The organism is Streptomyces sp. NPDC044106, from assembly GCF_056433985.1.
Map to the genome: position 1 here is coordinate 256,233 of NZ_JBWKFZ010000013.1, position 23,972 is coordinate 280,204.

A 23,972-nucleotide genomic window follows, 5' to 3' on the forward strand; every position below is an offset into this window, starting at 1 on the left:
CACCCAGCCACGAATCACCCGCACCCAAAGACCCCGCCGAAAGGTTCACGCATCCACAGACGACGACCCCGCCCCGACCCGCGCCGGGTCACGAGGCGAAGGCACCCCCCGCTGCGCCCCCCGCTCAGGCCGCCCCGCAGGGGCCGGCCCCCCGCACTCCATCCCCCGCGGCAGCCTCAGCGCCGCCACCGCGCCGAGCAGCAACAGCCCCGCGCTGACCAGCAACGTCACATGCAGCCCGTGCACGAAGGAGTCCCGCGCCGCGCTCCGCAGCGCGTCCCCCGCCCCGCCGCCGAGCCGCGAGGCGACCTCGTACGCCTCGCCGAGCGAGTGGCTCGCCGCGGCGCTGTCCGCCGCCGGCACCCCGTTCACCGAGGAGAGCCCCGGCGCGTACGCCGCGTTCATGACGCTGCCGAGCAGCGCGATGCCGATGCCCGCGCCGAGCTGGTATGAGGTCTCGCCAATCGCCGCGGCGCCGCCCGCCTGGTCCTGCGGGGCCTCGCTCAGCATCGACTCGTACGCGCCGAAGAGCGTGGTCTCCAGGCCGAAGCCGAGCAGCACGAAGCCGCCGAGGAGCAGCGCGTCGTTGGCGTGGGCGCCCATGCCGGTGAGCAGCACCACGGCGAAGGCGGTGAGGCAGAAGCCTGCGCAGACCATCGTGCGCGGGCCGAGACCGCCGAGCAGCTTGGATCCGGCGAGGCCCGCGGTCATCGCGGCGATGGTGAGAGGGAGGAGACGCAGCCCGGTCTCCAGCGGGGTGAGGCCGAGGACCAGCTGCAGATACTGCGCGGCGATCAGTTCGAGGCCGACGAGGGCGAGCATGGCGAGGACGATGCAGCCGACCGACGTGCTGAACGCGGGCCGCGCGAACATCGACAGGTCGACCAGGGGGTACCGGCGCCTGCGCTGCCTGCGGACGAAGCCCGCGAGGAGCGCGCCGCCCACGGCGAGGGAAGTGAGGGTGGTGGGGCCGAGCGGCGACTCGCCGCCGCCGAGCCGCTTGACGCCGAGGACGATGCCGAAGAGTCCGCCCGCGGCCATCAGCGCGCCGACCACGTCCCAGGGCCCGTTCCTTTCGCCGGTCGACTCGGGCAGCAGCCAGCGCCCGACGGGCAGGCTGACCAGCATCAGCGGGATGTTTATGAGGAAGACCGAGCCCCACCAGAAGTGTTCGAGGAGGAACCCGCCGAGCAGCGGGCCGACGGCCGCGCCGACCGCGGCCACCGCGCTCCAGAGCCCGATGGCGACGGCCCGCTCGCGCCGGTCGGGGAAGACCTGGCGCAGGATCGACAGGGTGGCGGGCATGATCATCGCGCCGCCGACGCCGAGCAGCGCCCGGGCCGCGATGAGGACCTGCGCGTTGTCCGCGAGGGCGGCGATCGCCGAGGCGACGCCGAAGAGGGCGTATCCGAGGAGGAGGACGCGTCTGCGGCCGACGCGGTCGCCGAGCGTGCCGAAGAGGATGAGGAGCGCGGCGCAGACCAGTGGATAGATGTCGACGATCCACAGGAGTTCGATGGCGCCGGGCTTGAGGTCCTCGGTGACCGCGGGCACCGCGACGTGCAGCACGGTGGCGTCGACGGCGACGAGCAGCAGGCTGACGCAGAGGACGACGAGCACGACCCAGCGGTTGGTCCCCGCGCAGGACCCGGGTCCCCGGCGGCTCCGCGGTGCCGCGGCCGTGGTCGTCCCGGACATGTGCGTACCTCCCAGTGGTCCCTCGCGTCGGCGGCGGGCGGGATTGCGTACTCCCTGCTCCGGCGGCGCAGACATCGGCGAGTGAGCCGTCAGAGTACGCGAGTCCACGCGAGGGGCGCGTGGTGGACCTCTCATGGTTGTACGGATGTGCTGTGGCATGCGCCACGCCGCGGCCCGCCGCCGTGCCCCGCCGGAGTGGCCGGCTCCCCCGACGGCCGATAATCGAGCCCGTGACCGATCTTGAGCTACGCCCCTCGCCGCCCCCGGCGGGCCACGTGCTGCGCCGTGCGGTGCCCGCGCTCCTCGTGTACGCCGGGGTGCGCGCGCTGGGTCTCGCGGTGCTCGCGGTGTGGGGCGCGGCGGCGGGCAGGAGTCCGCACACGCTGCTCGCCGGCCGCTGGGACTCGCTCTGGTACACCCGCGTCGCCGAGCACGGCTACGGCTGGCAGGTGACGCTGCCGAACGGCGACGTCCACTCGAACCTCGCGTTCTTCCCGCTGCTGCCCTGGCTCGAACGGCTCGTCTCCGCGATCGGCCCTCTGTCGTACGCCGACGCGGGTCTCGTGGTGAGCTGGCTCGCCTCGCTCTTCGCGGCCGCGGGGATCTTCGCGGTCGCCGAGCGCGTCCACGGGCGCCGGGCCGGGATCTGCGCGGTCGCGCTCTGGGCGGTGCTGCCGGTCGGCATCGTGCAGTCGATGGCGTACAGCGAGTCGCTGTTCACGGCCCTCGCCGCCTGGTCGCTGTACGCGGTGCTCAGGGACCGGTGGGTGACGGCGGGTGCGCTCGCCTCCCTCGCCGGTCTGACGCGGCCGGTGGGCGCCGCGGTGGTGGCCGCGATCTGGGTGGCGGCGGCCGTACGGATCCACCGCGAGCGGCGGGCCGGTCCGCGCCTGGTCCTAGGCGTGGTCCTGGCCCCGCTCGGCGCCGCGGCCTATGTGCTGTGGGTCGGCCACCGCACCGGCGGCGGCCTGTTCGGCTACCTCGACGTCCAGGCGGGCTGGGGCAACGGCTTCGACTTCGGCTACGCCTTCGCACGCTTCATCGGGGAGAAGTTCACCTCCGTCCCCGGCGCCCTCGCCGGTCTCGGCCTCATCGCCGGTGTCGCCCTGGTGGTCTGGCTCTACGTCCTCGGCGTGCGGGGGAAGCAGCCGCTGCCGCTGCTCGTCTACTGCGGGACCGTCGTCGCGCTCGCGCTCTGCGCGGCCGGATACTTCGGCTCGAAGCCACGGCTCCTGATGCCCGCCTTCCCGCTGCTGCTGCCCGTAGCGGTGGCGCTGGCCCGGCTGCGTACGTCCAGGTCGGCGCTGATCCTCGGCTGCGTCGCCGTGGCGAGCGCGGTCTACGGGGCGTTCTGGCTGCACGGCTCGGGGCCGCCCTGATCACGTCATGATCATTTCCGCGGCCCTCCGGTGATCGGACGGGAAATTCCACACCAGGCCCCGGTGAACGAATTCATAAGGCCCATAAAACAGCATCGGAAATGATCAACGAATTGGGTAAGGGCGTCGGCGGGGATTAAAGAAACCCCGGGAATAAGCCACGTCCTGAGATCAATCCCACATCACATCGTCATCACAAAGACACTGATTCGGCCTAGTGCCGCACTCACCCGCTGTAACGTCGATTGGGTGCGTACCGAACGAAACCTCACCCGTCTTGACCGGGTCTTCGCCCGGCTTGACCGTGAGCCGGAACGACCGACCCACCTCGATGTGCCGAGGATGAGCCGGCACAGGGTCGTGCTCTTCAGCGCGACCCTGGCCTTCTACCTCGCCATCGTCGTCGCCGTGCTCGCCACCTCGTGGCTGGTGCGGTTCGACTGGCAGGTCATGTTCTTCCGGCCCTACCAGCAGTGGCCGGAGATCCACGCCTTCCTCGACTACTGGGTCGTCCTCGGCCAGCGCGGTCCGACCGCCGTCATGGTCGCGGCCTGGCTCGGCTGGCGCTCCTGGCGGCAGCACACGCTGCGCCCGCTCCTGATGTTCGGTGCCGCACTGCTCCTGCTCAACGTCACCGTCGGCGCCGCCAAGCTCGGCATGGGCCGCCTCGGCCCGCACTACGCCACCGTGATCGGCTCGAACGAGATGTGGCTCGGCGGCGATATATTCCCCTCGGGCCACACCGCCAACGCCGTGGTGACCTGGGGAATCCTGGCCTACCTCGCCTCCACCCCACGCACCCGCCGCTATCTGTCGGCCCTCTCCGCGGTGGTCTCCCTGAGCGTCGGCCTCACCACCGTCTACCTCGGTACGCACTGGCTGAGCGATGTCTTCCTCGGCTGGGCGGCCGGTCTGCTCATCCTGCTCGCGCTGCCCTGGTGCGAAACCACGATCGCCCGCGTCGAGGCCACGATCTTCAGCCTCCGCGACGCCTGGCGCGCCCGCCGCACCGGCGTCATCACGGTGCCCGGACCGCAGCCCACCCCCGTCGGTGCCCCCGCGATGGTCCCGCAGCGCACGGGGACCGACGACGCGCCCGTGCGTGAGCCCGTCGGCGCCGCCCGCGCCGCGCGGCCCGCGGCCTATCTGGCGCCCGGCCCGCACACCGCCCGCTCCGAGCGGACCCCGGTCACCCCGGCCGGCAGCCGCCGCCCGCCGGGCTCCGACCGCGCCTCCCGCGCCACTCCGTCGGCCCGCCCGGTGGCGGGCGGCTGACCCCACGGACAGCGGGGGCGGTACGCACAGCCCATCCCCCGCACCGCGAAGGCCCCGGTTCCTCATCGGAACCGGGGCCTTCGTCGTGGGCCGCGCGGGCCCGCTCAGCCCTTCCAGGAGCGGGTCACGACGCCTTCCTCGACCTCGAAGTTGAGCCGCCCCGCCAGGTACTCCATGGTGATGACCGTGCCCGGCGGCAGCGATCTGACAGTGGACCAGCCCTGCTCGCGCGCCTGGCGCTCGGCGTCGTCGGCCGGGAGGCCCACGTACCGGTCGGGGCTGTCCTCGGGCTCTGCGGGAGGGGTCGGGATAGGTGCCATGCGGCCCACGTTAGGCGGCGCGGCACCGGCGGGGAAGGCCGGGCGGCGGACACCATGCGTCACCGGTACCTCTCCGGTCACGCTTTTGTCACAGGATCAGCACGCGCGTTTCGGTCGAACTCCGTCACACGTATGGGCGGTTCCGTACTTGTACCGGCGTAATTCAGCGATGTCTTCGAGTCACTCGGGAGCAGACTTCGACAGCTACGGATAAACCCTCGCCGAATAACACCACGGACCCTTTACGGGCCCTCCGCAATTCCGAATACCGGACGCCGTACGGGATGTGACGAGGCGTGATGGAATTCCCGATTCCGGCTTGTTCGGCCGCATGCGGGGCGCCTGGAGTCGGCGCGTACGCCCCCTGTCGGAGCCGGGACGACACGAGCATCATGGCGTGGGCCCGGAGAGGCTCCGGGCAGGCCCAGTACGCGATGGCGAAGGGGCGACCGATGGGGACCGAGACGGCGAGCGTGACCGAACGACCGGTGCGGGACCGGCGTCCCGGCCGGATCATCGTGGACTGGCTGACCACCACGGACCACAAGAAGATCGGCCACCTCTACCTGATCACCTCGTTCGGCTTCTTCCTGCTCGCCGGCGTGCTCGCCCTGCTGATGCGGGCCGAACTGGCCCGGCCGGGGCTGCAGCTGATGACCAACCAGGAGTTCAACCAGGCCTTCACCATGCACGGCACGATCATGCTGCTGCTCTTCGCGACGCCCACGTTCGCGGGGTTCGCCAACGAGATCATGCCGCTGCAGATCGGCTCGCCCGACGTCGCCTTCCCGCGGCTCAACATGCTGTCCTACTGGCTGTTCCTCTTCGGCGGCCTGATGGTGATCGGCTCGCTGTTCGTGCCGAGCGGGCCCGCCGGGTTCGGCTGGTTCGCGTACGCCCCGCTCAACAGCCTGGAGCGGTCACCGGGCATCGGCGCCGACCTGTGGATCATGGGACTCGCGCTCTCCGGCTTCGGCACGATCCTCGGCTCGGTCAACTTCCTGACCACCATCATCGGGATGCGGGCGCCGGGCATGACGATGTTCCGGATGCCCGTCTTCACCTGGAACGTGCTGTTCACCTCGATCCTGGTGCTCATCGCGTTCCCCGTGCTCGCCGCCGCGCTGCTCGTCCTGGAGGCCGACCGGCGCTTCCACTCGCTGGTCTTCGCGCCGGAGAACGGCGGTGCGCTGCTGTGGCAGCACCTCTTCTGGTTCTTCGGGCATCCCGAGGTCTACATCATCGCGCTGCCGTTCTTCGGCATCATCTCCGAGATCATCCCGGTCTTCAGCCGGAAGCCGATCTTCGGCTATCTGCCGCTGATCGGCGCGACGATGGCCATCACCGGCCTGTCCGTCGTCGTGTGGGCGCACCACATGTTCGCCACCGGCGCGGTCCTGCTGCCCTTCTTCTCCTTCGTGTCCTTCCTCATCGCGGTCCCGACGGGCGTGAAGTTCTTCAACTGGACGGGCACGATGCTCAAGGGCTCGCTGTCCTTCGAGACACCCATGCTGTGGGCGGTCGGCTTCCTCGTGAGCTTCCTCTTCGGCGGCCTCACCGGGGTCATCCTCGCCTCGCCGCCGCTGGACTTCCACGTCACCGACACGTACTTCGTCGTCGCGCACTTCCACTACGTCGTCTTCGGCACCGTCGTCTTCGCCACCTTCGGCGGCTTCTACTTCTGGTGGCCGAAGCTGACGGGCAAGATGCTCGACGAACGGCTCGGGAAGATCCACTTCTGGACGCTCTTCGTGGGCTTCCACACGACGTTCCTTGTCCAGCACTGGCTGGGCGCCGAGGGCATGCCGCGCCGCTACGCCGACTACCTGGCGGCGGACGGCTTCACGGTGCTCAACACCATCTCGTCCATCGGCGCGTTCCTGCTCGGCATGTCCACCCTGCCGTTCCTCTACAACATCTGGAAGACGGCCAAGTACGGCAGGAAGGTCGAGGTCGACGACCCGTGGGGCTTCGGCCGCTCCCTCGAGTGGGCGACGTCCTGCCCGCCCCCGCGCCACAACTTCGTCACGCTGCCCCGGATCCGCTCGGAGTCCCCGGCGTTCGACCTGCACCATCCCGAGTACGCGGCGTACGCGGCGCCGGGCGTGGACCGGGTGCCCGCGGATCCGCAGACGGAGCACCCCGGTCCAGGGCCCGGCTCAGGAGGTCCCTCGACGACCTGACCCGGTCGGCGAGCTCCGCGGGCTCGACGATCTCGAATTCGATGCCCATGAACAGCACGTGGAAGACCATCACGTCCAGGCTCGCCGCCCCCGTGCGCAGCAGGCAGCTCCCCTCGGTCTCGGCCTCGAGGACGCCGTCGGCCGGCCCGATCCGCTGCGCCGCCTCCTCCATCGGAACGAGGAGGCGGACCACCGCCCGTGCGGCGTACGCCCGCGTGGAGACGCCCTTGGCGACGTACGCGGCGAGGTCGTCGGCCGGCGGGGTGCGCTGGGCGAAGCGCGGCCCGTGCGGCGGCCTCGGTTCGATGCGGTCCGCGCGGAACGTACGCCAGTCGTCGCGGTCCAGGTCCCAGGCCACGAGGTACCAGCGGCGCTCGGTGCACACCAGGCGGTAGGGCTCGACGGTCCTGCGCGTCGCACTGCCCGAGTGGTCCCGGTAGTCGAAGCGCAGCCGCTCCGAGTCCCGGCACAGGTCGGCGAGTTCGGTGAGCACCGCCGGGTCGACGCCCTGCGGCTGCGGGGCGCGCAGCATGGGCACGGTGAACGCGTTCAGGGCGCCCACGCGGCGGCGCAGCCGGTTCGGCAGCACCTGTTCGAGCTTGGAGAGCGCGCGGACCGAACTCTCGCCGATGCCCTCGACGCCCTGCCCCGCGGCGGTGCGCAGGCCGACGGCGACCGCGACCGCCTCGTCGTCGTCCAGGAGCAGCGGCGGCAGCTCGGCCCCCGCGCCGAGCTGGTAGCCGCCGCCGGTGCCGGGGCTGGCGTTGACCGGGTAGCCGAGCTCACGCAGCCGGTCCACGTCACGCCGGATCGTGCGCGGGGTGACGCCGAGCCGGTCGGCGAGGGCCGCGCCGGACCATTCGCGGTGCGCCTGCAGCAGGGAGAGCAGGCGGAGCAGTCGTGCGGAGGTCTCCAACATGGAGGTGATTGTGCCGGGGATACGACACAGGCTCAGGCCGAGGACAGCCCCGGTCCGCGGTGTCAGCGCTCCGGCCCGGCCTCCGATGCGCCGCGCGCCCCGCGGACCAGTACCGACAGGTCGTTGTCGGTCGTGTAGTACGGGCCCGCCTCGACCGCGCCGTCCGCCGTCGCGACGCTCACCACGGGGTAGGTGAAGATCGCCTTCTTGTCCGGGACGTCGTCGAGGATCCGGGCCAGGCGCACCCGGGGGCCGCCCTCGCCGGCCGGGAGCAGCCACAGGTCCCAGGGCCCGGATCCGCTTCCGGCGAGCGGGCCGTACGGCAGGGTGACGGTGAACTCCGCCTCCTTGGTGGCGGTGTCGGCCCGGTGGACGGTGTCCGGCTGCTCGCGCCGGACGGCCTCGACGTACGCGGTGTCGGAGAGCTCGGTGCCGTAGACCCGGCCGTGCACGGTCAGGGCGGTACTGGAGATCTCGATCTCGCCGGCCTCGGCGTGCGGCGCGCGCAGCCAGCTGCGCACCGAGAGGTTGCCCTGCTTCGTCGCGTACGGGATGCGCACCGCGACATGGCCCCGGCTGCCGCTGGGCGCGCGGTCGACCAGCGAGCGCAGGTCGTTCACGCCCGGCATCAGACGGCGCAGCTCACCACCGGCGACCTGCGCGTACGCGTTCCAGCGGCCCTCGGCGAGCTCGACGCTGCTGGGCAGCGCGGCCCGCAGCCGACCGTCGGCCGAAGGGGAGAGCGGCAGGCGCACGTAGTCCTCGGCGGAGTCGGCGTCGCGGCGGCGGAGCAGCAGGTGCGCCTCGTCCGCGCCGGACCCGCCGGGGTCCGTGACGTCGAAGGTCAGGCCTCCTGCGGAGTCGGCGATGCAGTCGGCGCGCGGCGCGTCGGGCGCCTGGCCGTCGTCCCCGGCGTGCGATGCCGCCTGCGAGGCGGTCAAGGCCGTCATGCGGTCGATCCCTTCGTCTGTACCCGGCCGAGATCCCGCACCGCGTACGCGCCCCCGAGCAGCGCGCCGCGCGTACGGTGCAGGGAGCCGCGCATCCGGCCCCCGAGCGAGCCCCCGCGGGCGAGCATCCCGGAGAACATCGCGTCGTAGCGGTCGGCGATGCGCTGGGGGTCGAAGCGCTCGGAGTCCTGGAGCGCCGCGCCCGCCATCTGCCGCCGCAGCGAGTCGTTGTTGATCAGTTCGAGCAGTCCGCCCGCGATGGCGTCGGCGTTGCCCGTCTCGACGAGCCGTCCGTCGACGCCGTTGTCGATGATCTCGCCGGGACCGTGCGGGCAGTCGGTGGCGACCACCGGCAGACCGCAGCGCATGGCCTCGACGATCGTCATGCCGAAGGACTCCAGGCTGGAGGTGACCGCGGCGATGGAGCCCTTGGCCCACTCGGGCTCTATGGGGTGGGCGGGGCCCATGAGGAACACGTGGTTGTACAGGCCGAGTTCGTCGATCAGGGCCCGCAGCTTGTCCTTCTGCTTACCGCCGCCGTAGATCCGCAGCCGCCAGTCGGGGCGCTCGCGGCGCACCTTGTCGAAGGCCCTGATCAGCAGGTCGTACCGCTTGACGGGGGCGAGCCGGCCTGCCGCGACGACCCACTTGTGGGTGCCGTCGGCGGGCTCGATGCCGGGCGCGGGCACCGGGTTCGGCACCGCCTGGACGTGCACGCCGGGCAGCCGCATCTTGCGGGTGTACGCGCGGGCGTCGGCCTCGGTCGTCGTGGTCAGGACGTCCAGGCGCGGGTAGACGCTGCGCAGTTGGCGGCGGAGCTCCTTGGAGTGGCTGTCGAGCGTGAGGTGCTCCTGGCCCACCCGCAGCGGGCCGCGCGCGGTCTGGCGGGCGATGTGCACGTTGATGCCGGGCCGGGTGCCGACGACGACGTCCGCGTCGAGGGCCGCGAGGTGGCCGGCGATCCGCCGGTCGGTCAGGGCGCTGTACTGCTGGTAGCGGCCCTCGGCGCTGGGGAAGGTCCGGGCGGGGCTCAGGTGCTCGGGGTCCTCGCCCTCGTAGCCCGGTGTGTCCTTGCGCAGGTCGACGAGGTGGCTGAGCCGCACGCGCTGGTCAGGCGCGAAGACGGGCACGTCGCGGTGCCGGAAGACGGACACGATCTCGACGTCATGCTGCTGGGCCAGCGTGTTCGCCAAGTTGTACGTCGTCCGGATCGTCCCTCCGATCCCGTACGCGTTGTGAATCAGGAAAGAGATGTGCATGCGTCCCCGTATTCCGCGCTTCCATGCGGACAGTCCCCCTCGTCCGCCTACCACAGGGTTAGACGGGGATTCCTGGCCAAGGGTTGGGTTTCCTCACCATCCTGTTCCCGAACAGATGCCTGATCGGTAGCCAGGGATGGGAACCTTTTAGCGAAACGACGCATCAAGGCTGGTAGGAGAGCTGGGGGACGTCAAAGCAGTTGGTGGTCATTTCGCCGCCTTGGGTGACCCAGCCGTGCCCATCTTGCCAGCGGACCACCGACATGCACGTCCGACGCGACCTGGGCGGCTCCGATCGGTGGGCGAAGACCACCGGCACAAGGAGCCCCCGCGCGGAGTACGGCTCGTTCCGTTCCATGAAGCGGTCCACGCACCCGCGCGTCACGTCAGCGCCCGCGCTCAGGCAGGACCGCGCGGCGTCGGTGAACCACATGGCGGCGGCCCAGCCCTCCAGCTGCCACTGGGAGAGCGCCCGGCCCTTCGTGGCCGCGCGGAACTCGCGCACGGCCGGGTGGCCGGTGTCCTCGTAGTTCCTGCTCGAAGCGGTGGCCCACAGCGCGTTGCGGCAGCGGGGCGCGTCCTTGTAGTCGTCGCCGACGGACGAGGTCCAGTTCTGCACGTTGGTGACCTTGGCGGTGACCTTCGCGCCGACGTCGTCCATCGCCGCGCACAGCCGGGCGTTGCCGTGCGTGTCCATCGCGTCGAAGACGAGGTCGGCGCCCTGCTCCTTGAGGTCGGCCGCGGCGGCGCGGAAGTTGGGCAGCGCGAAGTCGAGCTGTTCCGTGACCACCTTGTACCCCTCGGCCTTCAGGCCCCGGGTGACGAGCCGGGCGTACGCGGCGGAGGCGGCCTGGTTGTAGGAGACGACGGCGGCGGTCCTGGCGCCCTGCTCGCGCTTGAAGTAGCGGTAGACCTCGGTCCCGCCGTACAGCCTGCCGTCCCAGCCCGGTTTCCCGCGGCGCGGGGCGAGGCTGCCGTAGATCCCGTACAGATGCGGATACGTCTCGTACGCCGCTCCGATCGGCTGCCCGCCGATGTCGGGCACGCCCGCGCGGGAGACCCGGGCCGCGCCCGCGTAGTCCAGGGAGGCCGTGGCCACCAGGGCGACGACCCGCTGCTCCTCGACCAGCCGGTGCACGCAGTCGTTGTTGCCGACCCCGCTGCCGCCGTCGTCGCAGGTGCGCACCTCGACCCGGCGGCCCGCGAGGCCGCCGCGCGCGTTCAGCCGGTCGAAGTAGGCCTTGGCGCCGTCCCGCGGCCCGGTGAACGCGGCGCCGCCGACCGGGCTGGTCGCGCTGGTGATGACGCCGACCCTGACCGGCGCTCCCCCGGCGGCGGGGGCGGGCACCGTGCCGCGCCCCTCGAAGTCGCTCTCGGGCAGCCGGCTCCCGCAGGCCGCGCCCGCCATCAGGAGTACGAGGGCGAGCAGCGCCTCAGCAGCCCGGGGCGGGCGACGCATTGCCGCTCAGCTTCACCAGGGCGCAGAGGGTCTTGACGGAGACCTTCCAGGTGCCGTCCTCGTCGACGGCCGTGCCGGAGGCGTCGGGCAGCGCGGTGGCGCCCTTCAGCGTCAGCGCGTACGTCACCTCCGCCTCGGTGGCCGAGCCGAACTCGACCTTGCCCACCTTCGCGGCGACCTGCCCGCCCCGCTTGTCGCCACTGAAGCTCTTGAGGACCGGGCGCATCGCGGCGCCGTTCTCCAGGACGGCCTCCTTGTCCTTCATGGACACCTCGGGGTCGAAGAACTTCTCCCAGTTCGCGCGGATCTCGTCCTCGGCGGCTTTCGGATCGGCGGGCGCGGACGCGGTGTCCCCGGCCGGTTCCTGCGACTTGCGCGCGGACGACTTCTGTACGGACGGCTCGGGTGGTGTGGCATCGCCGCCGCCCCCGCTGTCGTCACCGCAGGCCACGGCGGCCGGGACGATCAGCAGGACCGAGGCGGCAGCCAGCGCCGCGCTCCGCACCCTCCCCCGCCCGCGGGGTGTCCCCTGCCTTGGGCTGCTCCCGAGAACCATCTGGCTCACCACCGGGTGTCGGTCCAGGCCTTCTCGGCCCGGAGCTTTCAGGGTCGGCTTGTAGAGGGCATAGTGCAAGCCATCGGCTGACATGGACAGCCCACCGACGTGACTGATGTGACCGACGACGTGTCCCAGGGGGGCTCGATGCGGGCGGCTCGGACAGCTCGGACGGACGGTGCGCCGGGCCCGGCCCGCCCGCGCGGCGCGCACCCCGTGGTGTGGACGGCCTGCGCGGCGCTCGCCACCGGCGCGGTGCTCTGCGTGATCGGCTGGTACGGCGTCTCCGGGGAGCGCTTCGCCGAGCGGCAGTTGCCCTACCTCGCGTCCTGCACGGTGCCGGGCGCCGCGCTGATCGTCGCGGGCGCGGTGCTGCTCACCCACGGCAGGAGCGTCTTGGCGGCCGCGCGCGTGGAGGAGTTGTACGGCCTGCTGGTCACGGTGGAACCCGCGGCCCCCGGCGAGCGGGCGAAGGCCCCCGCGGCGACCGGCGGCACGCTCCTCACGGTCCCCGGCGGAACGCTCTGGCACCGCGCGGACTGCCCCCTGGTCGCGGGGAAGCCGACGGCGGCCCCTGCCGACGCCACGGTCCTCGCGGCGGACGCCCTGGCCCCCTGCCCGATCTGCGAACCCCCGCGCCCCCCGGAACCGGACGCCCCGCCGCACGCCCCGCCCGACACCCCCGAGCCCGCCCCGGAGCCCTGACCCGGTGGCGTCCCTGAGCTACGACCTCACGCTGGCCGGGCTCTCGGTCGGCAGCGCCGCCGCCCTCACCGGCACCGGCCTGATCGTCACGTACCGCGCGACCGGCGTCCTCAACTTCGCGCACGGCGCGATCGCGATGCTCTGCGCCTTCGTCCTGCGCCAGCTGGCCGTCGGCTGGCACTGGCCGCTCCCGCTGGCCGCCGCGTGCACACTGCTGCTCGTCGCGCCGGGGACCGGCCTGCTCCTGGAACGCGTGGTCTTCCGCCCGCTCGCGGTCCAGGAGCAAGGGTCCCCCGGGGGCGACCCGGCGCGGACGCTGGTCGCCTCCATCGGCGTCTTCGTCCTGCTCGTCGGCGCGGCGGCCCTCCTGTGGGGTACCGGCGCCCGGGACGACGCGCCCGTCCTCCTCTCCGCCGAACCCTGGGCGCAGCTGGGCACCGCCGTCGCCCTCGCCGCGGCGGTGGGGGCGGCGACGCGCTTCACCCGCTTCGGCGGTGAACTGCGGGCCGTGGTCGACCACCGCGGCCTCGCCGTGCTCTGCGGCATCGACGCGGACCGGGTGGCCGCGGCGGGCTGGGCCTTCGGCTCCTTCACGGCGGGCCTCACCGGCGTCCTGCTCGCCCCCTACGTACGTCTCGACCCGTACGGGATGCCTCTCCTCGTCATGGAGGTGGTGGCCGTCGCGGTGGCGGCCGGCATGCGCAGCCTGCCCGTCGCCGTGGCGGTCGCCCTCGGCCTCGGCGTGGCGCAGAGCCAGCTGACCCGCCTGCACCCCGGCGGCCTTCAGGAGCAGCTCCTGCAGACGGCGGGCGCGAACCTCTTCGTGATCGCCCTGCTGGTCGCGGCGTTGGCCCTGCCGGGCATCGGCGCCAAGGACGCGCTCCCCCGCACCGCGGAGGACCGCGTCCCGACGCCGCCGGGCGTGTGGATCGTGGCGGCGGTGCTCTTCCTCCTCCCGTTCGGCTTCGCGGGCCCGGACCTGACGACCGCCGTCCAGGTCCCGGCGCTGGCGGTGATCCTCCTCTCGCTCGTGGTCGTCACCGGCAGAGGAGGACAGATCTCCCTGGGCCAGGCGGCGTACGCGGGCCTCGGGGCGCTCTTCACCGCCCTGCTCGCGGCGGGCCGCTTCCCCGGCCTGCCCGCTCTTCCGCACCTCCCGGCCCTGGCGGTGGCGGTCCTCCTGGTGGCGCCTCTGGGACTGCTCACCGGGTGGCCCGCGATCAGCAGGCACGGCCTCGCCCTCGCCCTCGCGACGTTCGCGGTCGGTGTGGGGGTCAGCCGCTTCGTCTTCACCCAGCCGTACGCCACGTCGGGCCTGACCCTCGGCCGTCCCGCGGGCTTCGCGGACGACCGCGCGTACTACCTGCTCGAACTCGTCCTGCTGGCCGGGGCGTTGCTCACGGCCTCCGCGTTGCGCCGGGGCCGTACGGGGCGCGCCCTCGCAGCGATGCGGGACCACGAGGCGGGCGCGGCGGCCGCCGGGGTGCGGGTCCCGGCCCTGAAACTCGCCGCGTTCGTCACCGGGGCGGCGCTCGCGGCACTCGGCGGCGGCATGCTCGCGCTCGGCCAGCGCGCGTTCGACGCCGGGGCGTACGACCCGGTACGCGGACTCCTCTGGTTCGCCGCCGTGGTGGTCCTCGGCTCGGACAGCCTCATCGGGGCCCTGGCGGCGGCGGCCCTGCTCGTCGGCCTGGACGCGGGGACGCGCGGCGGCGTGGCGGCGGCCCTGATCGGCCTCCTCGCGGTCCTCGTCGGCCGCTTCCCGGGCGGCCCGTACGAGGCGCTGCGTGCGGCCGCCCGGCGATTCCGCCGCACCCCGCGTCTGACGCGTGCGGGCAGGAGGGCGCGGGCGGTCCTCGCGAGTGCCCCTGCCGGGGGCGGATGCCCGCCCGCCCCCGACAGCAGTGCTCCGGACACCGTGCCGCCCTCTCGCCCCGCCCACCCGGAGCGTCCCCGCCCCGGCACCACTCCAGCCCCCCGCCCCACCCAACCCGGGCACGCCCGCCCCAGCGCCGCCCTGACGGCCCACCACCTCACCGTCGCCTACGACGGCTTCACCGCCCTCGACGACGTGACCCTCGCCGTCCCGCCCGGCCGGATCACCGCCGTGGTCGGCCCCAACGGCGCGGGCAAGAGCACTCTCTTCCACTGTCTGGCCGGCACCCTGCGCCCCGCGTCCGGCCGCATCACCCTCGGAGCCCGCGACCTCACCGCGCTGTCCGCGCACGCCCGCACCCGGACCGGCACGGCCCGCACCTTTCAGCAGCTGGCCGTGTTCCCCTCGCTGACGGTCGCGGAGAACGTCCAGGTCGGCGCGGAGCAGACGCCCCGGCGCACCCCGCACTCGACCGCCCGCGCCCTGCGTCTGCTCGACCTGACCGGCCTGCGCGCGCACCCGGCGGCAGGCCTCCCCACCGGCGCCCTGCGCCGCACCGAGCTGGCCAGGGCCCTCGCGGGCGATCCGCACACCCTGCTCCTCGACGAGCCGGCCGCGGGCCTCGACGAGTCCGAGGTGCGGGCGCTCGCCGTCCTGTTGCGGGCCCTCGCGGCCGACGGCATGGCGCTCCTGGTGGTCGAGCACGACCTCGACCTGGTGGCGGGCCTCGCCGACACCGTGCACGTGATGGCCGCGGGACGCATCGTCGCCTCGGGCCCGGCGGACCGGGTCCTGAAGGAGGCGCGCTGACATGCGCGGCGTCGAACTGCGCGGCGCCCGCGTCCGCTACGGCCCCCTGGAAGCCCTGCACGGCGTCACCCTCGCCGCCCCCGCCGGCGCCGTCACCGTCCTCCTCGGCCGCAACGGCGCCGGCCGCACCACGGCCCTGCGCGCCCTGGCGGGCACGGTCGCCCTGACCGCGGGCGCGGTCCTCCGCGACGGCCGGGACATCACGCGCCAGGCGGCGCACGAGCGGGCCGCGCGGGGACTGTGCTTCGTGCCGGACCGCCAGGCGGTGTTCGCCTCCCTCACCGTCGCCGAGAACCTCTCACTCGCGCGCCCGGCGGGAGGCTTCGCCCGGGCGCTGGACGCCTATCCCGAGCTGCGCCCGCTGCTGTCCCGCCGTGCGGGCACGCTCTCGGGCGGTGAGCAGCGCATGCTCGCGCTGTCCCGCGCCCTGCTCTCGGACGCCGGGGTGATCCTCGCCGACGAACCGACGCAAGGCATGTCGCCCGCCGTCGCGAGCAGGACGTACGCGCTTCTGGCGGGCTCGGCGGCCTGTGTGGTCCTGGCCGAGCAGCGGCTGCCGCCGACCCTTCGCGCGGGCGCGGGCCGGACGGCAGTCGTGCACGAACTGCGGCGGGGCGCGGTGGTGTTCAGCGGGGAGCCGGAAGAGCTCAGAGCCTGTGTCATGTCCCCGGTCGGGTCAGTGGGCGTCGTCCGGTGCGTGCGATCGCAAGGCGCCGGGAAGTCCTCGTAGCGGAGCTACCAGGGCTTTTCGGCAACGCCGATGGGGGTCCCCCCGCGCCGTTCAGGCGTGGGGGAGTGCGTGCCAGGGGGCGCCCACCCGGCCGGGGACATGACACAGGCTCTCAGAGCCTGTCTTTGAACCCCCGCCTGCGCAGCGGCGCCCGGCACGCGCCCTCGGCGCACGGAGCCCCAGGACAGGTGGCTCCGCCACATGACCTGTGACTCCGCACACCGATCGCACGCACCGAACACCGCTGCGCCCGCGCTTCGCGCGGACGACGGGGATTCAAAGACAGGCTCTCAGCCCCGCCCGGTCGCGGTACCACCCGGGATGACCAGGGCGGTGCCCACGGCGAGCAGGTCGGGGCGGCCCCCGACCACGTCGCGGTTGGCCTCGTACAAGGTCTGCCAGCCGCCCGGCAGGGCGTACCCGTGGGCGATCGAGCTCAGGGTCTCGCCCGCCTTCACCTGGTGGGCGGGGCGGGCGGACCGCTCTGTCCTGAGCTTCTTGGAGCAGGCGGGCCAGGCCCCCCAGCCCTGGGCCTGCACGACCTTCTTGGCCACCTTGATCTGCTCCTCCCTGGTGGCGAGATCGGCGCGCGGCGCGTATTTGAGCCCGCCGTACGCCTCCCAGGTGGGCTGGTAGAACTGCAGCCCGCCGTAGTAGCCGTTGCCGGTGTTGGTGTCCCACCGGCCGTTGCTCTCGCACTCGGCGAGGCAGTGCCACGGCCCCTTGTCCGCCGAGCAGTCGGACACCGCGGAGGCGGCGCCCGGCGTCGACGGTGGGGCGGCGGACGCGGCGGCGGGCGGCAGTGCCATCGCCGCCAGGGCCGCGCCGACGACCAGGGACAGGGGCCGGAGACGCTTGGTCAGCTTCGGATGCATCGGGTCACGCTAGGCAGCTCCGCGACGGGCCCCGGTCGTGCCGCGCCGCGCCGCGGAGCCGACCCACCCGGTCGGACTATCAGCAGGTCAGACCGTGAGCCGCTGACCCGGCACAATCACGTCCGGGTCGCCGCCGATGACCTGCCGGTTGGCGGCGTACAGCTGCTGCCAGCCGGTTCCGTGCCGGGCCGCGATGCGGCTGAGGGTGTCGCCCTGCCGGACGGTGTAGTTCCCGGGGGTGCCGCGCGAGGCCCCCCGGTCGGAGCGGTACGGGGCCGTGCCGGGCCGCTGCCCGACGGCCCTGGGCGCCGGTTTGGCGGCCTTCGGCACCGGCGTCGCGGCGGACGGGGCGCCGCCGTAGGCGCCTGCCCGGGCCGCGCAGGTGGGCCAGGCGCCCCAGCCCTGGGCGCGCTGGACCCTGGCGGCGACGGCGATCTGCTGCGCCTTCGACGCTCTGTCGGCGGTCGGCGCGTAGGCCCCGCCGCCGTACGCACGCCACGTACCGGCGGAGAACTGCAGCCCGCCGTAGTAGCCGTTGCCCGTGTTGATCTGCCAGTTTCCGCCGCTCTCGCACCGTGCGATGCGGTCCCACACTCCGCTGTCCGCCGCACCGGCCTGGCCGGTCGCGGCAAGCAGGCCCAGCGGAGCCAGGAGTGCGGCCCCTCCGATCACTGCCATGGTGCGCGTGTTCCTGGGACGTGCGGACATGAATATCCCTCTCGAAGGACCCGGGCTCCCCCTGGCCGTACGGGCCCCCTCGCGCATCCGGCGTCCGGGGTCCCGGCGGTCCCGCCTCCGGTGTCGGTGATGGTGCCGTCCGACGCGACCGGTGGCGTACCCGAGCGGTGCTCGCTGCACACGGCCGTGGAATGTAGGAGCCTTCTCGACCCGCCATCAACCAAGCCCTTGTCGTTCCAGGCCAGTTGAGTGTTACCCGAGGTAGCAACCAGTTCCGGACACCCACTTCATCGGCCAATATCGTCATTTAGCCGTCAGCCGGACGCTCACCCTGTGACTCAGGTCACCGCACCAACTTCCGTGCCCCCGGCACCTGTTGGCGCGGAGTGACGGATTCCGCCGCTCCGTTGACCCTCCGTTGCGGATGGTTCGATTCCGTTCCCCTTCGCGCGTGACCTGCGCCACTGATCCACCGTTGTCTCCTTATGAGCCGGGCACGGTCCGGCTCGCCACACCCTCCCCATGCACCCCAGATGACGATCCCGAGGAGCCACCCGTGCCGCGCATGCTCGACGTCAGCGACGACGTACGCGCCGAGATCGGCGACGAAGAAGCCGACCGGCTGCTCGCCGGAGACAACACCCCGGGCAGCTACGACTGCACGTCCTGCCGCACCCCGGGCGACGCCGAACAGGAGCGCACCAGCACGGTCCTGTTCGTCGGTGACGAGACGGCCGTGCTCGCCTTCGCCCACGCCACCTGCCTGCCTTCCCAGATCGTCACGGTGACCGAGGAGCAGTTGCAGGGCGCCGTGCGGTCGATCACCGGCGACGACGGCGGGGCACCGGGCGGCGCGGCGCCGAACCAGGCCGTGCTCGGCGTGACCAGCGGTCTCGTCCTGATCGACGGCGAGCTGCGCCCCGCGCTCGTCGTCGAACCGGCCGGTGCCATCGCCCGCCCCGGCGCCGCGCCGGGCGGCGGGGACGACTTCCTGACGCTCCTGGTCGAGCAGGGCTTCATGCCGGCCGCCTCGCTCGACTCCGTACCGCCCCCGCTGCCCGGCTGGTCGGTGCTGCTCGCGATGGGCCAGCTGCACGCCATCCTCCAGCCCGGTACCGGCGGCGGCTCCCCCGTCGCCTGGTGGCAGGCGCACCACCCGCTCCAGGTCACCGAGGACTGGCGGACCGCGGCCAACAAGACGCAGACCGTGCTGCTCTTCGCGGCGCCCGCGGGCTCCATCGGCCGGCAGCCGCGCGAGGACATGCTGCGGGACGCGCTCGACAGGGCGGCGACCCACGGCCGGCTCGTCGCGGCCTCGATGCCGCTCGCCGGAACCTGAGCGTCGGTCGGCGCCGACGGTGGCCGCCGGGGGCCGAACGCGCCGGTCACACTGGTGCGGGAGCGGGAAAGCGGCGCGGCCCCCGCATCCGCGGGGCGCCGGTTTCGTTGGCACAGACGTGCACACATACGACCCCTCCCGCCCCCGGCCGGCGTACCAGAGCCCCATCCCCTCCATGCGCACGGCGCAGGAGTCGACGGACAGCCACTCGGCCACCCCCATCTACGACACGCTCTACTCGGAGTACCGCAGGGCCTTCCGGGCGCTGCCGGGCGACCGGAGCGGCGAGGAGGATATGGGGTTCATCGCCTTCGGTACGGGGTCGTACGGCTTCCAGCACCGGGGCGACGGGCGGTACGACTCCCGTCACGACCAGCGCTACGGCTCCTACGGCCACTTCCAGGTGGCCCGCTACGGCCAGCACGAGTACCACCCCACGGGCCACCACCAGTTCCCCGCGGCCCTGCCGCCGGGCCCGCGCCGCGAGCACTGAGCGGGTACGCCGCACGGACCAATGCCCGGCCTCCCACGAAGGGGGCCGGGCATTGGTCCGTGCTGGTGCTGCCTGCTACTTCTTGCGGCCCCGCTTCTCGCGCACCCGCACCGAGATATGGATCGGCGTGCCCTCGAAGCCGAACTCCTCGCGAAGACGGCGCTCCAGGAAGCGGCGGTAGCCCGCCTCGATGAAGCCGGAGGCGAAGAAGACGAACCGCGGCGGCTTGGTGCCCGCCTGCGTGCCGAAGAGGATGCGGGGCTGCTTGCCGCCGCGCACGGGGTGCGGGTGGGAGGCGACGATCTCGCCGAGGAAGGCGTTCAGACGCCCGGTCGGCACGCGCGTCTCCCAGCCGTCGAGCGCCGCCTCGATCGCCGGGACGAGCTTCTCCATGTGGCGTCCGGTGGCCGCCGAGACGTTGACGCGCGGCGCCCAGGCGACCTGGGCGAGCTCGGTCTCGATCTCCCGCTCCAGGTAGTAGCGGCGCTCCTCGTCGAGGGTGTCCCACTTGTTGTACGCGACGACGATCGCGCGGCCCGCCTCGACGGCCATCGTCACGATGCGCTGGTCCTGGACCGAGATGGTCTCGGAGGCGTCGATGAGGATCACCGCGACCTCCGCCTTCTCGACGGCGGCGGCGGTGCGCAGCGAGGCGTAGTAGTCGGCGCCCTGCTGGAGGTGGACGCGCTTGCGGATGCCCGCCGTGTCGACGAACTTCCACGTCACGCCGCCGAGCTCGATCAGCTCGTCGACGGGGTCGCGGGTGGTGCCCGCCAGTTCGTTGACGACCACGCGGTCGTCGTTCGCCACCTTGTTGAGCAGCGAGGACTTGCCGACGTTCGGGCGGCCGATGAGCGCGATGCGGCGGGGGCCGCCGATGGCCGTGCCGAAGGTCTGCGCGGGCGCCTCGGGCAGCGCCTCGAGGACGGCGTCCAGCATGTCGCCGGTGCCGCGGCCGTGCAGCGCGGAGATGGGGTGCGGCTCGCCGAGGCCGAGGGACCACAGCGCGGTGGCGTCGGCCTCGCCGGAGGGGCCGTCGACCTTGTTGGCGCAGAGCACGACGGGCTTGCCCGCCTTGCGGAGCAGGCGTACGACGGCCTCGTCGGTGTCGGTGGCGCCGACGGTGGCGTCCACGACGAAGACCACGGCGTCGGCGGCCTCGATGGCGTACTCCGCCTGGGCGGCGACGGAGGCGTCGATGCCGAGCACGTCCTGCTCCCAGCCGCCGGTGTCGACGAGCTTGAAACGGCGGCCCGCCCACTCGGCCTCATAGGTGACGCGGTCGCGGGTCACGCCGGGGCGGTCCTCCACGACGGCCTCGCGGCGGCCGATGATGCGGTTCACCAGGGTCGACTTGCCGACATTGGGGCGGCCGATGACGGCGAGGACGGGCAGCGGGCCCTGGCCCGCCTCCTCGATGGCGCCCTCGACGTCCTCGACGTCGAAGCCCTCTTCGGCGGCGAGCTCCATGAACTGCGCGTACTCGGCGTCGCCGAGCGCCCCGTGGTCGTGGTCGGCGAAACCGTCGCCCTCGGGCTGGATCTGGTCGCTCATGAAGTCCGTACCTCGTCGTTCATCGTGGTGATCGGTGCAGCGGCCCGTGTGTCGGACCGGGGCACTACTGGATAAGTCTCGCTCAGCGCCCGGTCAGGCGCCTGGCGTTTTCCAGGTGGGCGGCGAGCCGCTCCTGGATGCGCACGGTCGCCTCGTCCAGCGCCTTGCGCGTACGCCGCCCGCTGCCGTCGCCCGCCTCGAACGGGTCGCCGAAGACGACGTCGACCCTGCTGCGCAGCGGGGGCAGCTGCTTTATCAACCGTCCGGCGCGCTCGGTGCTTCCCAGCACCGCGACCGGGACGATCGGGGCGCCGGAGCGCACCGCGAAGTACGCGAGCCCGGACCGCAGCGACGCGAAGTCGCCCTCCCCCCGGGTGCCCTCGGGGAAGATCCCCAGGACGCCGCCCTGCTCCAGGACGCCGAGGGCCCGGGTGATGGCCGTCCGGTCGGCGACCGAGCGGTCCACCTCGACCTGGCCGATCGCGTGCAGGAAGGAGCCGAGCGGGCCGATGAACGCTTCCTTCTTGATCAGGAAGTGCGTGGGCCGGGGCGCGACGCCCATGACCATCGGTCCGTCGACGTTGTGCGAGTGGTTGACGGCCAGGATCACGGGGCCGGTGGCGGGCACCCGCCAGGAGCCGAGCACCCGCGGCTTGAACAGGCCGTACATGAGGCCGACGCCGATGCGGCGGCCGACCTCGGCCCCGCGCTCGCCGGCGCCCCGCGCGGCGGGAGCCTCGCTCACTTCGCGGCCCGCTTCTCCTCGACGAGGGTGACCACGCACTCGATGACCTGCTGGAGCGTGAGTTCGGTGGTGTCGACCTCGACCGCGTCGTCGGCCTTGGCCAGCGGGGACGTCTTGCGGCTCGAGTCGGCCGCGTCCCGCTTGACCAGGGCCTCCTGGGTCGCCTTGACGTCGGCGCCCTTCAGCTCGCCGGAGCGGCGGGCGGCGCGCGCCTCGGGCGACGCGGTGAGGAAGATCTTCAGGTCGGCGCCGGGCAGCACGGTCGTACCGATGTCACGGCCCTCGACGACGATGCCCTTCTCGGCCGAATCCGCGATCCAGCGCTGCAGCTCGGTGATCCGGGTGCGCACCTCGGGGACGGCGCTGACGGCGCTGACCTTGGAGGTGACCTCGGCGGTGCGGATCGGCCCCGCCACGTCCGTGCCGTCGACCGTGATGGTCGGGCCGAGCGGGTCGGTGCCGGAGACGATCTCGGGCTTGCCCGCGACGGCGGCGATGGCGGTCGGGTCGGTGAGGTCGATGCCGTTGTGCACCATCCACCAGGTGATCGCCCGGTACTGGGCGCCGGTGTCCAGGTAGCTGAGGCCGAGCTGGGCGGCGACGGCCTTCGAGGTGCTCGACTTGCCCGTGCCGGAGGGACCGTCGATGGCGACGATCACGGCTGCCGGGGCGGCGGTTTCGGCTGTTTCCACGGGGCGGAAAACACCTTTCGCTGTACGCGGGCCAGGGGTGCGGGGCGCGAACACGCCCCGCACAAGGTTACTGGCTCGCACACCCTGCCCCGACAGCCCCTGCGAAGGCCGCCTCCGAAGGCCTCGCGCGAGGCCCGCACACGGCTACTGGCGGATCGACCAGCCGCGCTCCCGCAGCGCCGCGCCGAGCACGGGCGCGGCCGTCGGCTCGACCATCAGCTGCACCAGACCCGCCTGCTGCCCGGTGGCGTGCTCGATGCGCACGTCCTCGATGTTGACGCCCGCCTGGTCCGCGTCGGCGAAGATCCGGGCCAGCTGGCCCGCCTTGTCGTCGATGAGCACCGCGACGACCTCGTACGCCGCCGGGGCCGCCCCGTGCTTGCCGGGCACCCTGGTCCGGCCCGCGTTGCCGCGCCGGAGCACGTGCTCGACCCCGGCCGCGCCCGCGGAGCGCCGCGACGCGTCGTCCGACTGCAGCGCGCGCAGCGCCGTCACGGTCTCGTCCAGGTCGGAGGCAACCGCGGCGAGCAGGTCGGCGACGGGTCCCGGGTTGGCCGAGAGGATGTCGATCCACATCCGCGGGTCGGACGCGGCGATCCGCGTGACGTCGCGGATGCCCTGGCCGCACAGCCGTACCGCCGTCTCCTCGGCGTGCTCGAGGCGGGCCGCGACCATGCTGGAGACCAGGTGCGGCATGTGCGAGACGAGGGCGACCGCGCGGTCGTGGGCGTCGGCCTCCATGACGACGGGCACCGCGCGGCAGAGCGCGACCAGCTCCAGGGCGAGGTTGAGCACCTCGGTGTCGGTGTCCCGGTCCGGGGTCAGCACCCAGGGCCGCCCCTCGAAGAGGTCGGCGGTGGCGGCCAGCGGGCCGCTGCGCTCGCGCCCCGCCATGGGGTGCGTGCCGATGTACGGGGTCAGGTCGAGGCCCAGCTCCTCCAGCTCGCGGCGCGGGCCGCCCTTGACGCTCGCCACGTCGAGGTAGCCGCGGGCCACCCCGCGCCGCATGACGTCGGCCAGCGTGGCGGCGACGTGCGAGGGCGGCACGGAGACGACGCAGAGGTCGACGGGCCCCGCGGGCTCCTCGTCGGTGCCCGCGCCGAGCGCGGCGGCGGTGCGGGCCTGCGCCGGATCGTGGTCGGCGAGGTGGACGGCGACGCCGCGGGAGGCGAGGGCAAGGGCGGCGGAGGTGCCGATCAGGCCGGTGCCGATGACGAGGGCGGTTCTCACTGGGCGATGTCCTTGCGGAGTGCGGCCGCGGCGCCGAGGTGCGGATGCGGGGCCTCGGGGCGGGGCCGGTCGGTGTCGGCGGTTGCGTACGCCACAGCTGGCCGTATACGTACGCCGTTGCTGGGGCCCAAGCCTATCCAGCGGCCCGCACGGGGGCGCGCGGCGCCCGTCAGCCGAGACGAGGACGGCGGATCCCGGACGTACGGCCGCCCGCGACGAAGATCACAGCCGCCGGAAATTCCCTCAC

The 23,972-nt window shown here is 73.1% G+C and carries 20 protein-coding genes and 2 pseudogenes; 8 read left to right on the forward strand and 14 right to left on the reverse strand.

Annotated elements, in window-relative coordinates:
• Positions 1–45 precede the first annotated feature (45 nt).
• Positions 46–1,698 (reverse strand): MFS transporter, encoded by a 1,653-nt coding sequence (locus tag AC07DI_RS25030; RefSeq protein ID WP_478906170.1) that lies wholly within the window; start codon positions 1,696–1,698, stop codon positions 46–48.
• Positions 1,699–1,928: 230 nt separating this feature from the next.
• Between AC07DI_RS25030 and AC07DI_RS25035 the strand changes: the two genes are divergently transcribed.
• Positions 1,929–3,077, forward strand: a complete 1,149-nt coding sequence (locus AC07DI_RS25035) for a glycosyltransferase family 39 protein (RefSeq protein WP_478906171.1) — start codon at positions 1,929–1,931, stop codon at positions 3,075–3,077.
• 249 nt (positions 3,078–3,326) lie between these two features.
• Positions 3,327–4,352, forward strand: coding sequence for a phosphatase PAP2 family protein (locus AC07DI_RS25040; protein ID WP_478906172.1), 1,026 nt, complete (start codon positions 3,327–3,329; stop codon positions 4,350–4,352).
• A gap of 104 nt (positions 4,353–4,456) precedes the next feature.
• Here the strand turns inward: AC07DI_RS25040 and AC07DI_RS25045 are convergent, their stop codons facing one another.
• On the reverse strand, positions 4,457–4,672 hold the full coding sequence (locus AC07DI_RS25045) for an I78 family peptidase inhibitor (RefSeq protein WP_478906173.1): 216 nt from the start codon (positions 4,670–4,672) through the stop codon (positions 4,457–4,459).
• A 452-nt stretch (positions 4,673–5,124) separates the two neighbouring features.
• Here AC07DI_RS25045 and ctaD point away from each other — a divergent pair.
• Positions 5,125–6,696, forward strand: a pseudogene (gene ctaD, locus AC07DI_RS25050) (aa3-type cytochrome oxidase subunit I); the annotation flags it as partial.
• Between the two features lies 1 nt (position 6,697).
• Here the strand turns inward: ctaD and AC07DI_RS25055 are convergent.
• The 5 genes from AC07DI_RS25055 to AC07DI_RS25075 form a co-directional block, all read right to left on the reverse strand.
• A complete protein-coding gene (locus tag AC07DI_RS25055; protein WP_478906174.1) occupies positions 6,698–7,774 on the reverse strand; it encodes a helix-turn-helix transcriptional regulator in 1,077 nt (358 codons plus the stop codon).
• A gap of 62 nt (positions 7,775–7,836) precedes the next feature.
• Positions 7,837–8,724: a hypothetical protein gene (locus AC07DI_RS25060; protein ID WP_384251339.1), complete on the reverse strand. Its 888-nt coding sequence runs from the start codon at positions 8,722–8,724 to the stop codon at positions 7,837–7,839.
• On the reverse strand, positions 8,721–9,983 hold the full coding sequence (locus AC07DI_RS25065; RefSeq protein ID WP_478906175.1) for a glycosyltransferase family 4 protein: 1,263 nt from the start codon (positions 9,981–9,983) through the stop codon (positions 8,721–8,723). The genes AC07DI_RS25060 and AC07DI_RS25065 overlap by 4 nt, the downstream gene beginning before the upstream one ends.
• 163 nt (positions 9,984–10,146) lie before the next feature.
• Positions 10,147–11,442 (reverse strand): ABC transporter substrate-binding protein, encoded by a 1,296-nt coding sequence (locus AC07DI_RS25070; protein ID WP_478906176.1) that lies wholly within the window; start codon positions 11,440–11,442, stop codon positions 10,147–10,149.
• Positions 11,417–11,998 carry an MTB12 C-terminal domain-containing protein gene (locus tag AC07DI_RS25075; protein ID WP_478906177.1) on the reverse strand — a complete coding sequence of 194 codons (582 nt, stop codon included), beginning with the start codon at positions 11,996–11,998 and terminating at the stop codon, positions 11,417–11,419. Before AC07DI_RS25075 ends, AC07DI_RS25070 begins: the two co-directional genes overlap by 26 nt.
• A 147-nt stretch (positions 11,999–12,145) precedes the next feature.
• Between AC07DI_RS25075 and AC07DI_RS25080 the strand changes: the two genes are divergently transcribed.
• The 3 genes from AC07DI_RS25080 to AC07DI_RS25090 are packed head-to-tail and all read left to right on the forward strand — an operon-like array spanning position 12,146 to position 16,119.
• Positions 12,146–12,703 carry a hypothetical protein gene (locus AC07DI_RS25080; protein WP_478906208.1) on the forward strand — a complete coding sequence of 186 codons (558 nt, stop codon included), beginning with the start codon at positions 12,146–12,148 and terminating at the stop codon, positions 12,701–12,703.
• A gap of 4 nt (positions 12,704–12,707) precedes the next feature.
• Positions 12,708–15,389, forward strand: a complete 2,682-nt coding sequence (locus AC07DI_RS25085; RefSeq protein WP_478906178.1) for an ABC transporter permease subunit — start codon at positions 12,708–12,710, stop codon at positions 15,387–15,389.
• 1 nt (position 15,390) lies between these two features.
• The gene (locus tag AC07DI_RS25090) at positions 15,391–16,119 is read left to right on the forward strand and encodes an ATP-binding cassette domain-containing protein (RefSeq protein ID WP_478906179.1); all 729 of its coding nucleotides are present in this window, start codon (positions 15,391–15,393) and stop codon (positions 16,117–16,119) included.
• 290 nt (positions 16,120–16,409) lie between these two features.
• Here AC07DI_RS25090 and AC07DI_RS25095 read toward each other — a convergent pair whose 3' ends face one another.
• Positions 16,410–16,994, reverse strand: coding sequence for a transglycosylase family protein (locus AC07DI_RS25095; protein WP_478906180.1), 585 nt, complete (start codon positions 16,992–16,994; stop codon positions 16,410–16,412).
• 87 nt (positions 16,995–17,081) lie between these two features.
• Positions 17,082–17,702, reverse strand: a complete 621-nt coding sequence (locus tag AC07DI_RS25100) for a LysM peptidoglycan-binding domain-containing protein (RefSeq protein WP_478906181.1) — start codon at positions 17,700–17,702, stop codon at positions 17,082–17,084.
• A gap of 526 nt (positions 17,703–18,228) precedes the next feature.
• Here AC07DI_RS25100 and AC07DI_RS25105 point away from each other — a divergent pair.
• Both AC07DI_RS25105 and AC07DI_RS25110 read left to right on the forward strand, forming a co-directional pair.
• Positions 18,229–19,011 (forward strand): hypothetical protein, encoded by a 783-nt coding sequence (locus AC07DI_RS25105; protein WP_384251317.1) that lies wholly within the window; start codon positions 18,229–18,231, stop codon positions 19,009–19,011.
• 175 nt (positions 19,012–19,186) lie between these two features.
• A complete protein-coding gene (locus tag AC07DI_RS25110; RefSeq protein ID WP_478906182.1) occupies positions 19,187–19,504 on the forward strand; it encodes a hypothetical protein in 318 nt (105 codons plus the stop codon).
• Positions 19,505–19,579: 75 nt separating this feature from the next.
• Here the strand turns inward: AC07DI_RS25110 and der are convergent, their stop codons facing one another.
• From der to AC07DI_RS25135, 5 genes and pseudogenes are all read right to left on the reverse strand, one after another.
• Entirely contained in the window at positions 19,580–21,058 is a 1,479-nt protein-coding gene (gene der / locus AC07DI_RS25115) for a ribosome biogenesis GTPase Der (protein WP_478906183.1), read from the reverse strand.
• Positions 21,059–21,140: 82 nt separating this feature from the next.
• Positions 21,141–21,842 carry a lysophospholipid acyltransferase family protein gene (locus AC07DI_RS25120; RefSeq protein ID WP_384251310.1) on the reverse strand — a complete coding sequence of 234 codons (702 nt, stop codon included), beginning with the start codon at positions 21,840–21,842 and terminating at the stop codon, positions 21,141–21,143.
• Positions 21,800–22,495, reverse strand: a complete 696-nt coding sequence (gene cmk / locus AC07DI_RS25125) for a (d)CMP kinase (protein WP_384251307.1) — start codon at positions 22,493–22,495, stop codon at positions 21,800–21,802. The genes AC07DI_RS25120 and cmk overlap by 43 nt, the downstream gene beginning before the upstream one ends.
• A 144-nt stretch (positions 22,496–22,639) precedes the next feature.
• Complete coding sequence (locus tag AC07DI_RS25130; protein WP_384251304.1) at positions 22,640–23,725, reverse strand: prephenate dehydrogenase; 1,086 nt, start codon at positions 23,723–23,725, stop codon at positions 22,640–22,642.
• Positions 23,722–23,805, reverse strand: a pseudogene (locus tag AC07DI_RS25135) (chorismate mutase); the annotation flags it as partial. The gene AC07DI_RS25130 and the pseudogene AC07DI_RS25135, both read right to left, overlap by 4 nt.
• Positions 23,806–23,972: the final 167 nt, after the last annotated feature.

Coding starts and splice junctions, on each gene's coding strand:
- AC07DI_RS25070 (WP_478906176.1), bottom strand. CDS start 11,442: ATGCGTCGCCCGCCCCGGGCTGCTGAGGCGCTGCTCGCCCTCGTACTC.
- AC07DI_RS25055 (WP_478906174.1), bottom strand. CDS start 7,774: ATGTTGGAGACCTCCGCACGACTGCTCCGCCTGCTCTCCCTGCTGCAG.
- AC07DI_RS25100 (WP_478906181.1), bottom strand. CDS start 17,702: ATGTCCGCACGTCCCAGGAACACGCGCACCATGGCAGTGATCGGAGGG.
- AC07DI_RS25060 (WP_384251339.1), bottom strand. CDS start 8,724: ATGACGGCCTTGACCGCCTCGCAGGCGGCATCGCACGCCGGGGACGAC.
- AC07DI_RS25110 (WP_478906182.1), top strand. CDS start 19,187: ATGCGCACGGCGCAGGAGTCGACGGACAGCCACTCGGCCACCCCCATC.
- AC07DI_RS25080 (WP_478906208.1), top strand. CDS start 12,146: ATGCGGGCGGCTCGGACAGCTCGGACGGACGGTGCGCCGGGCCCGGCC.
- AC07DI_RS25090 (WP_478906179.1), top strand. CDS start 15,391: ATGCGCGGCGTCGAACTGCGCGGCGCCCGCGTCCGCTACGGCCCCCTG.
- AC07DI_RS25065 (WP_478906175.1), bottom strand. CDS start 9,983: ATGCACATCTCTTTCCTGATTCACAACGCGTACGGGATCGGAGGGACG.
- der (WP_478906183.1), bottom strand. CDS start 21,058: ATGAGCGACCAGATCCAGCCCGAGGGCGACGGTTTCGCCGACCACGAC.
- AC07DI_RS25095 (WP_478906180.1), bottom strand. CDS start 16,994: ATGCATCCGAAGCTGACCAAGCGTCTCCGGCCCCTGTCCCTGGTCGTC.
- AC07DI_RS25045 (WP_478906173.1), bottom strand. CDS start 4,672: ATGGCACCTATCCCGACCCCTCCCGCAGAGCCCGAGGACAGCCCCGAC.
- AC07DI_RS25075 (WP_478906177.1), bottom strand. CDS start 11,998: ATGGTTCTCGGGAGCAGCCCAAGGCAGGGGACACCCCGCGGGCGGGGG.
- AC07DI_RS25030 (WP_478906170.1), bottom strand. CDS start 1,698: ATGTCCGGGACGACCACGGCCGCGGCACCGCGGAGCCGCCGGGGACCC.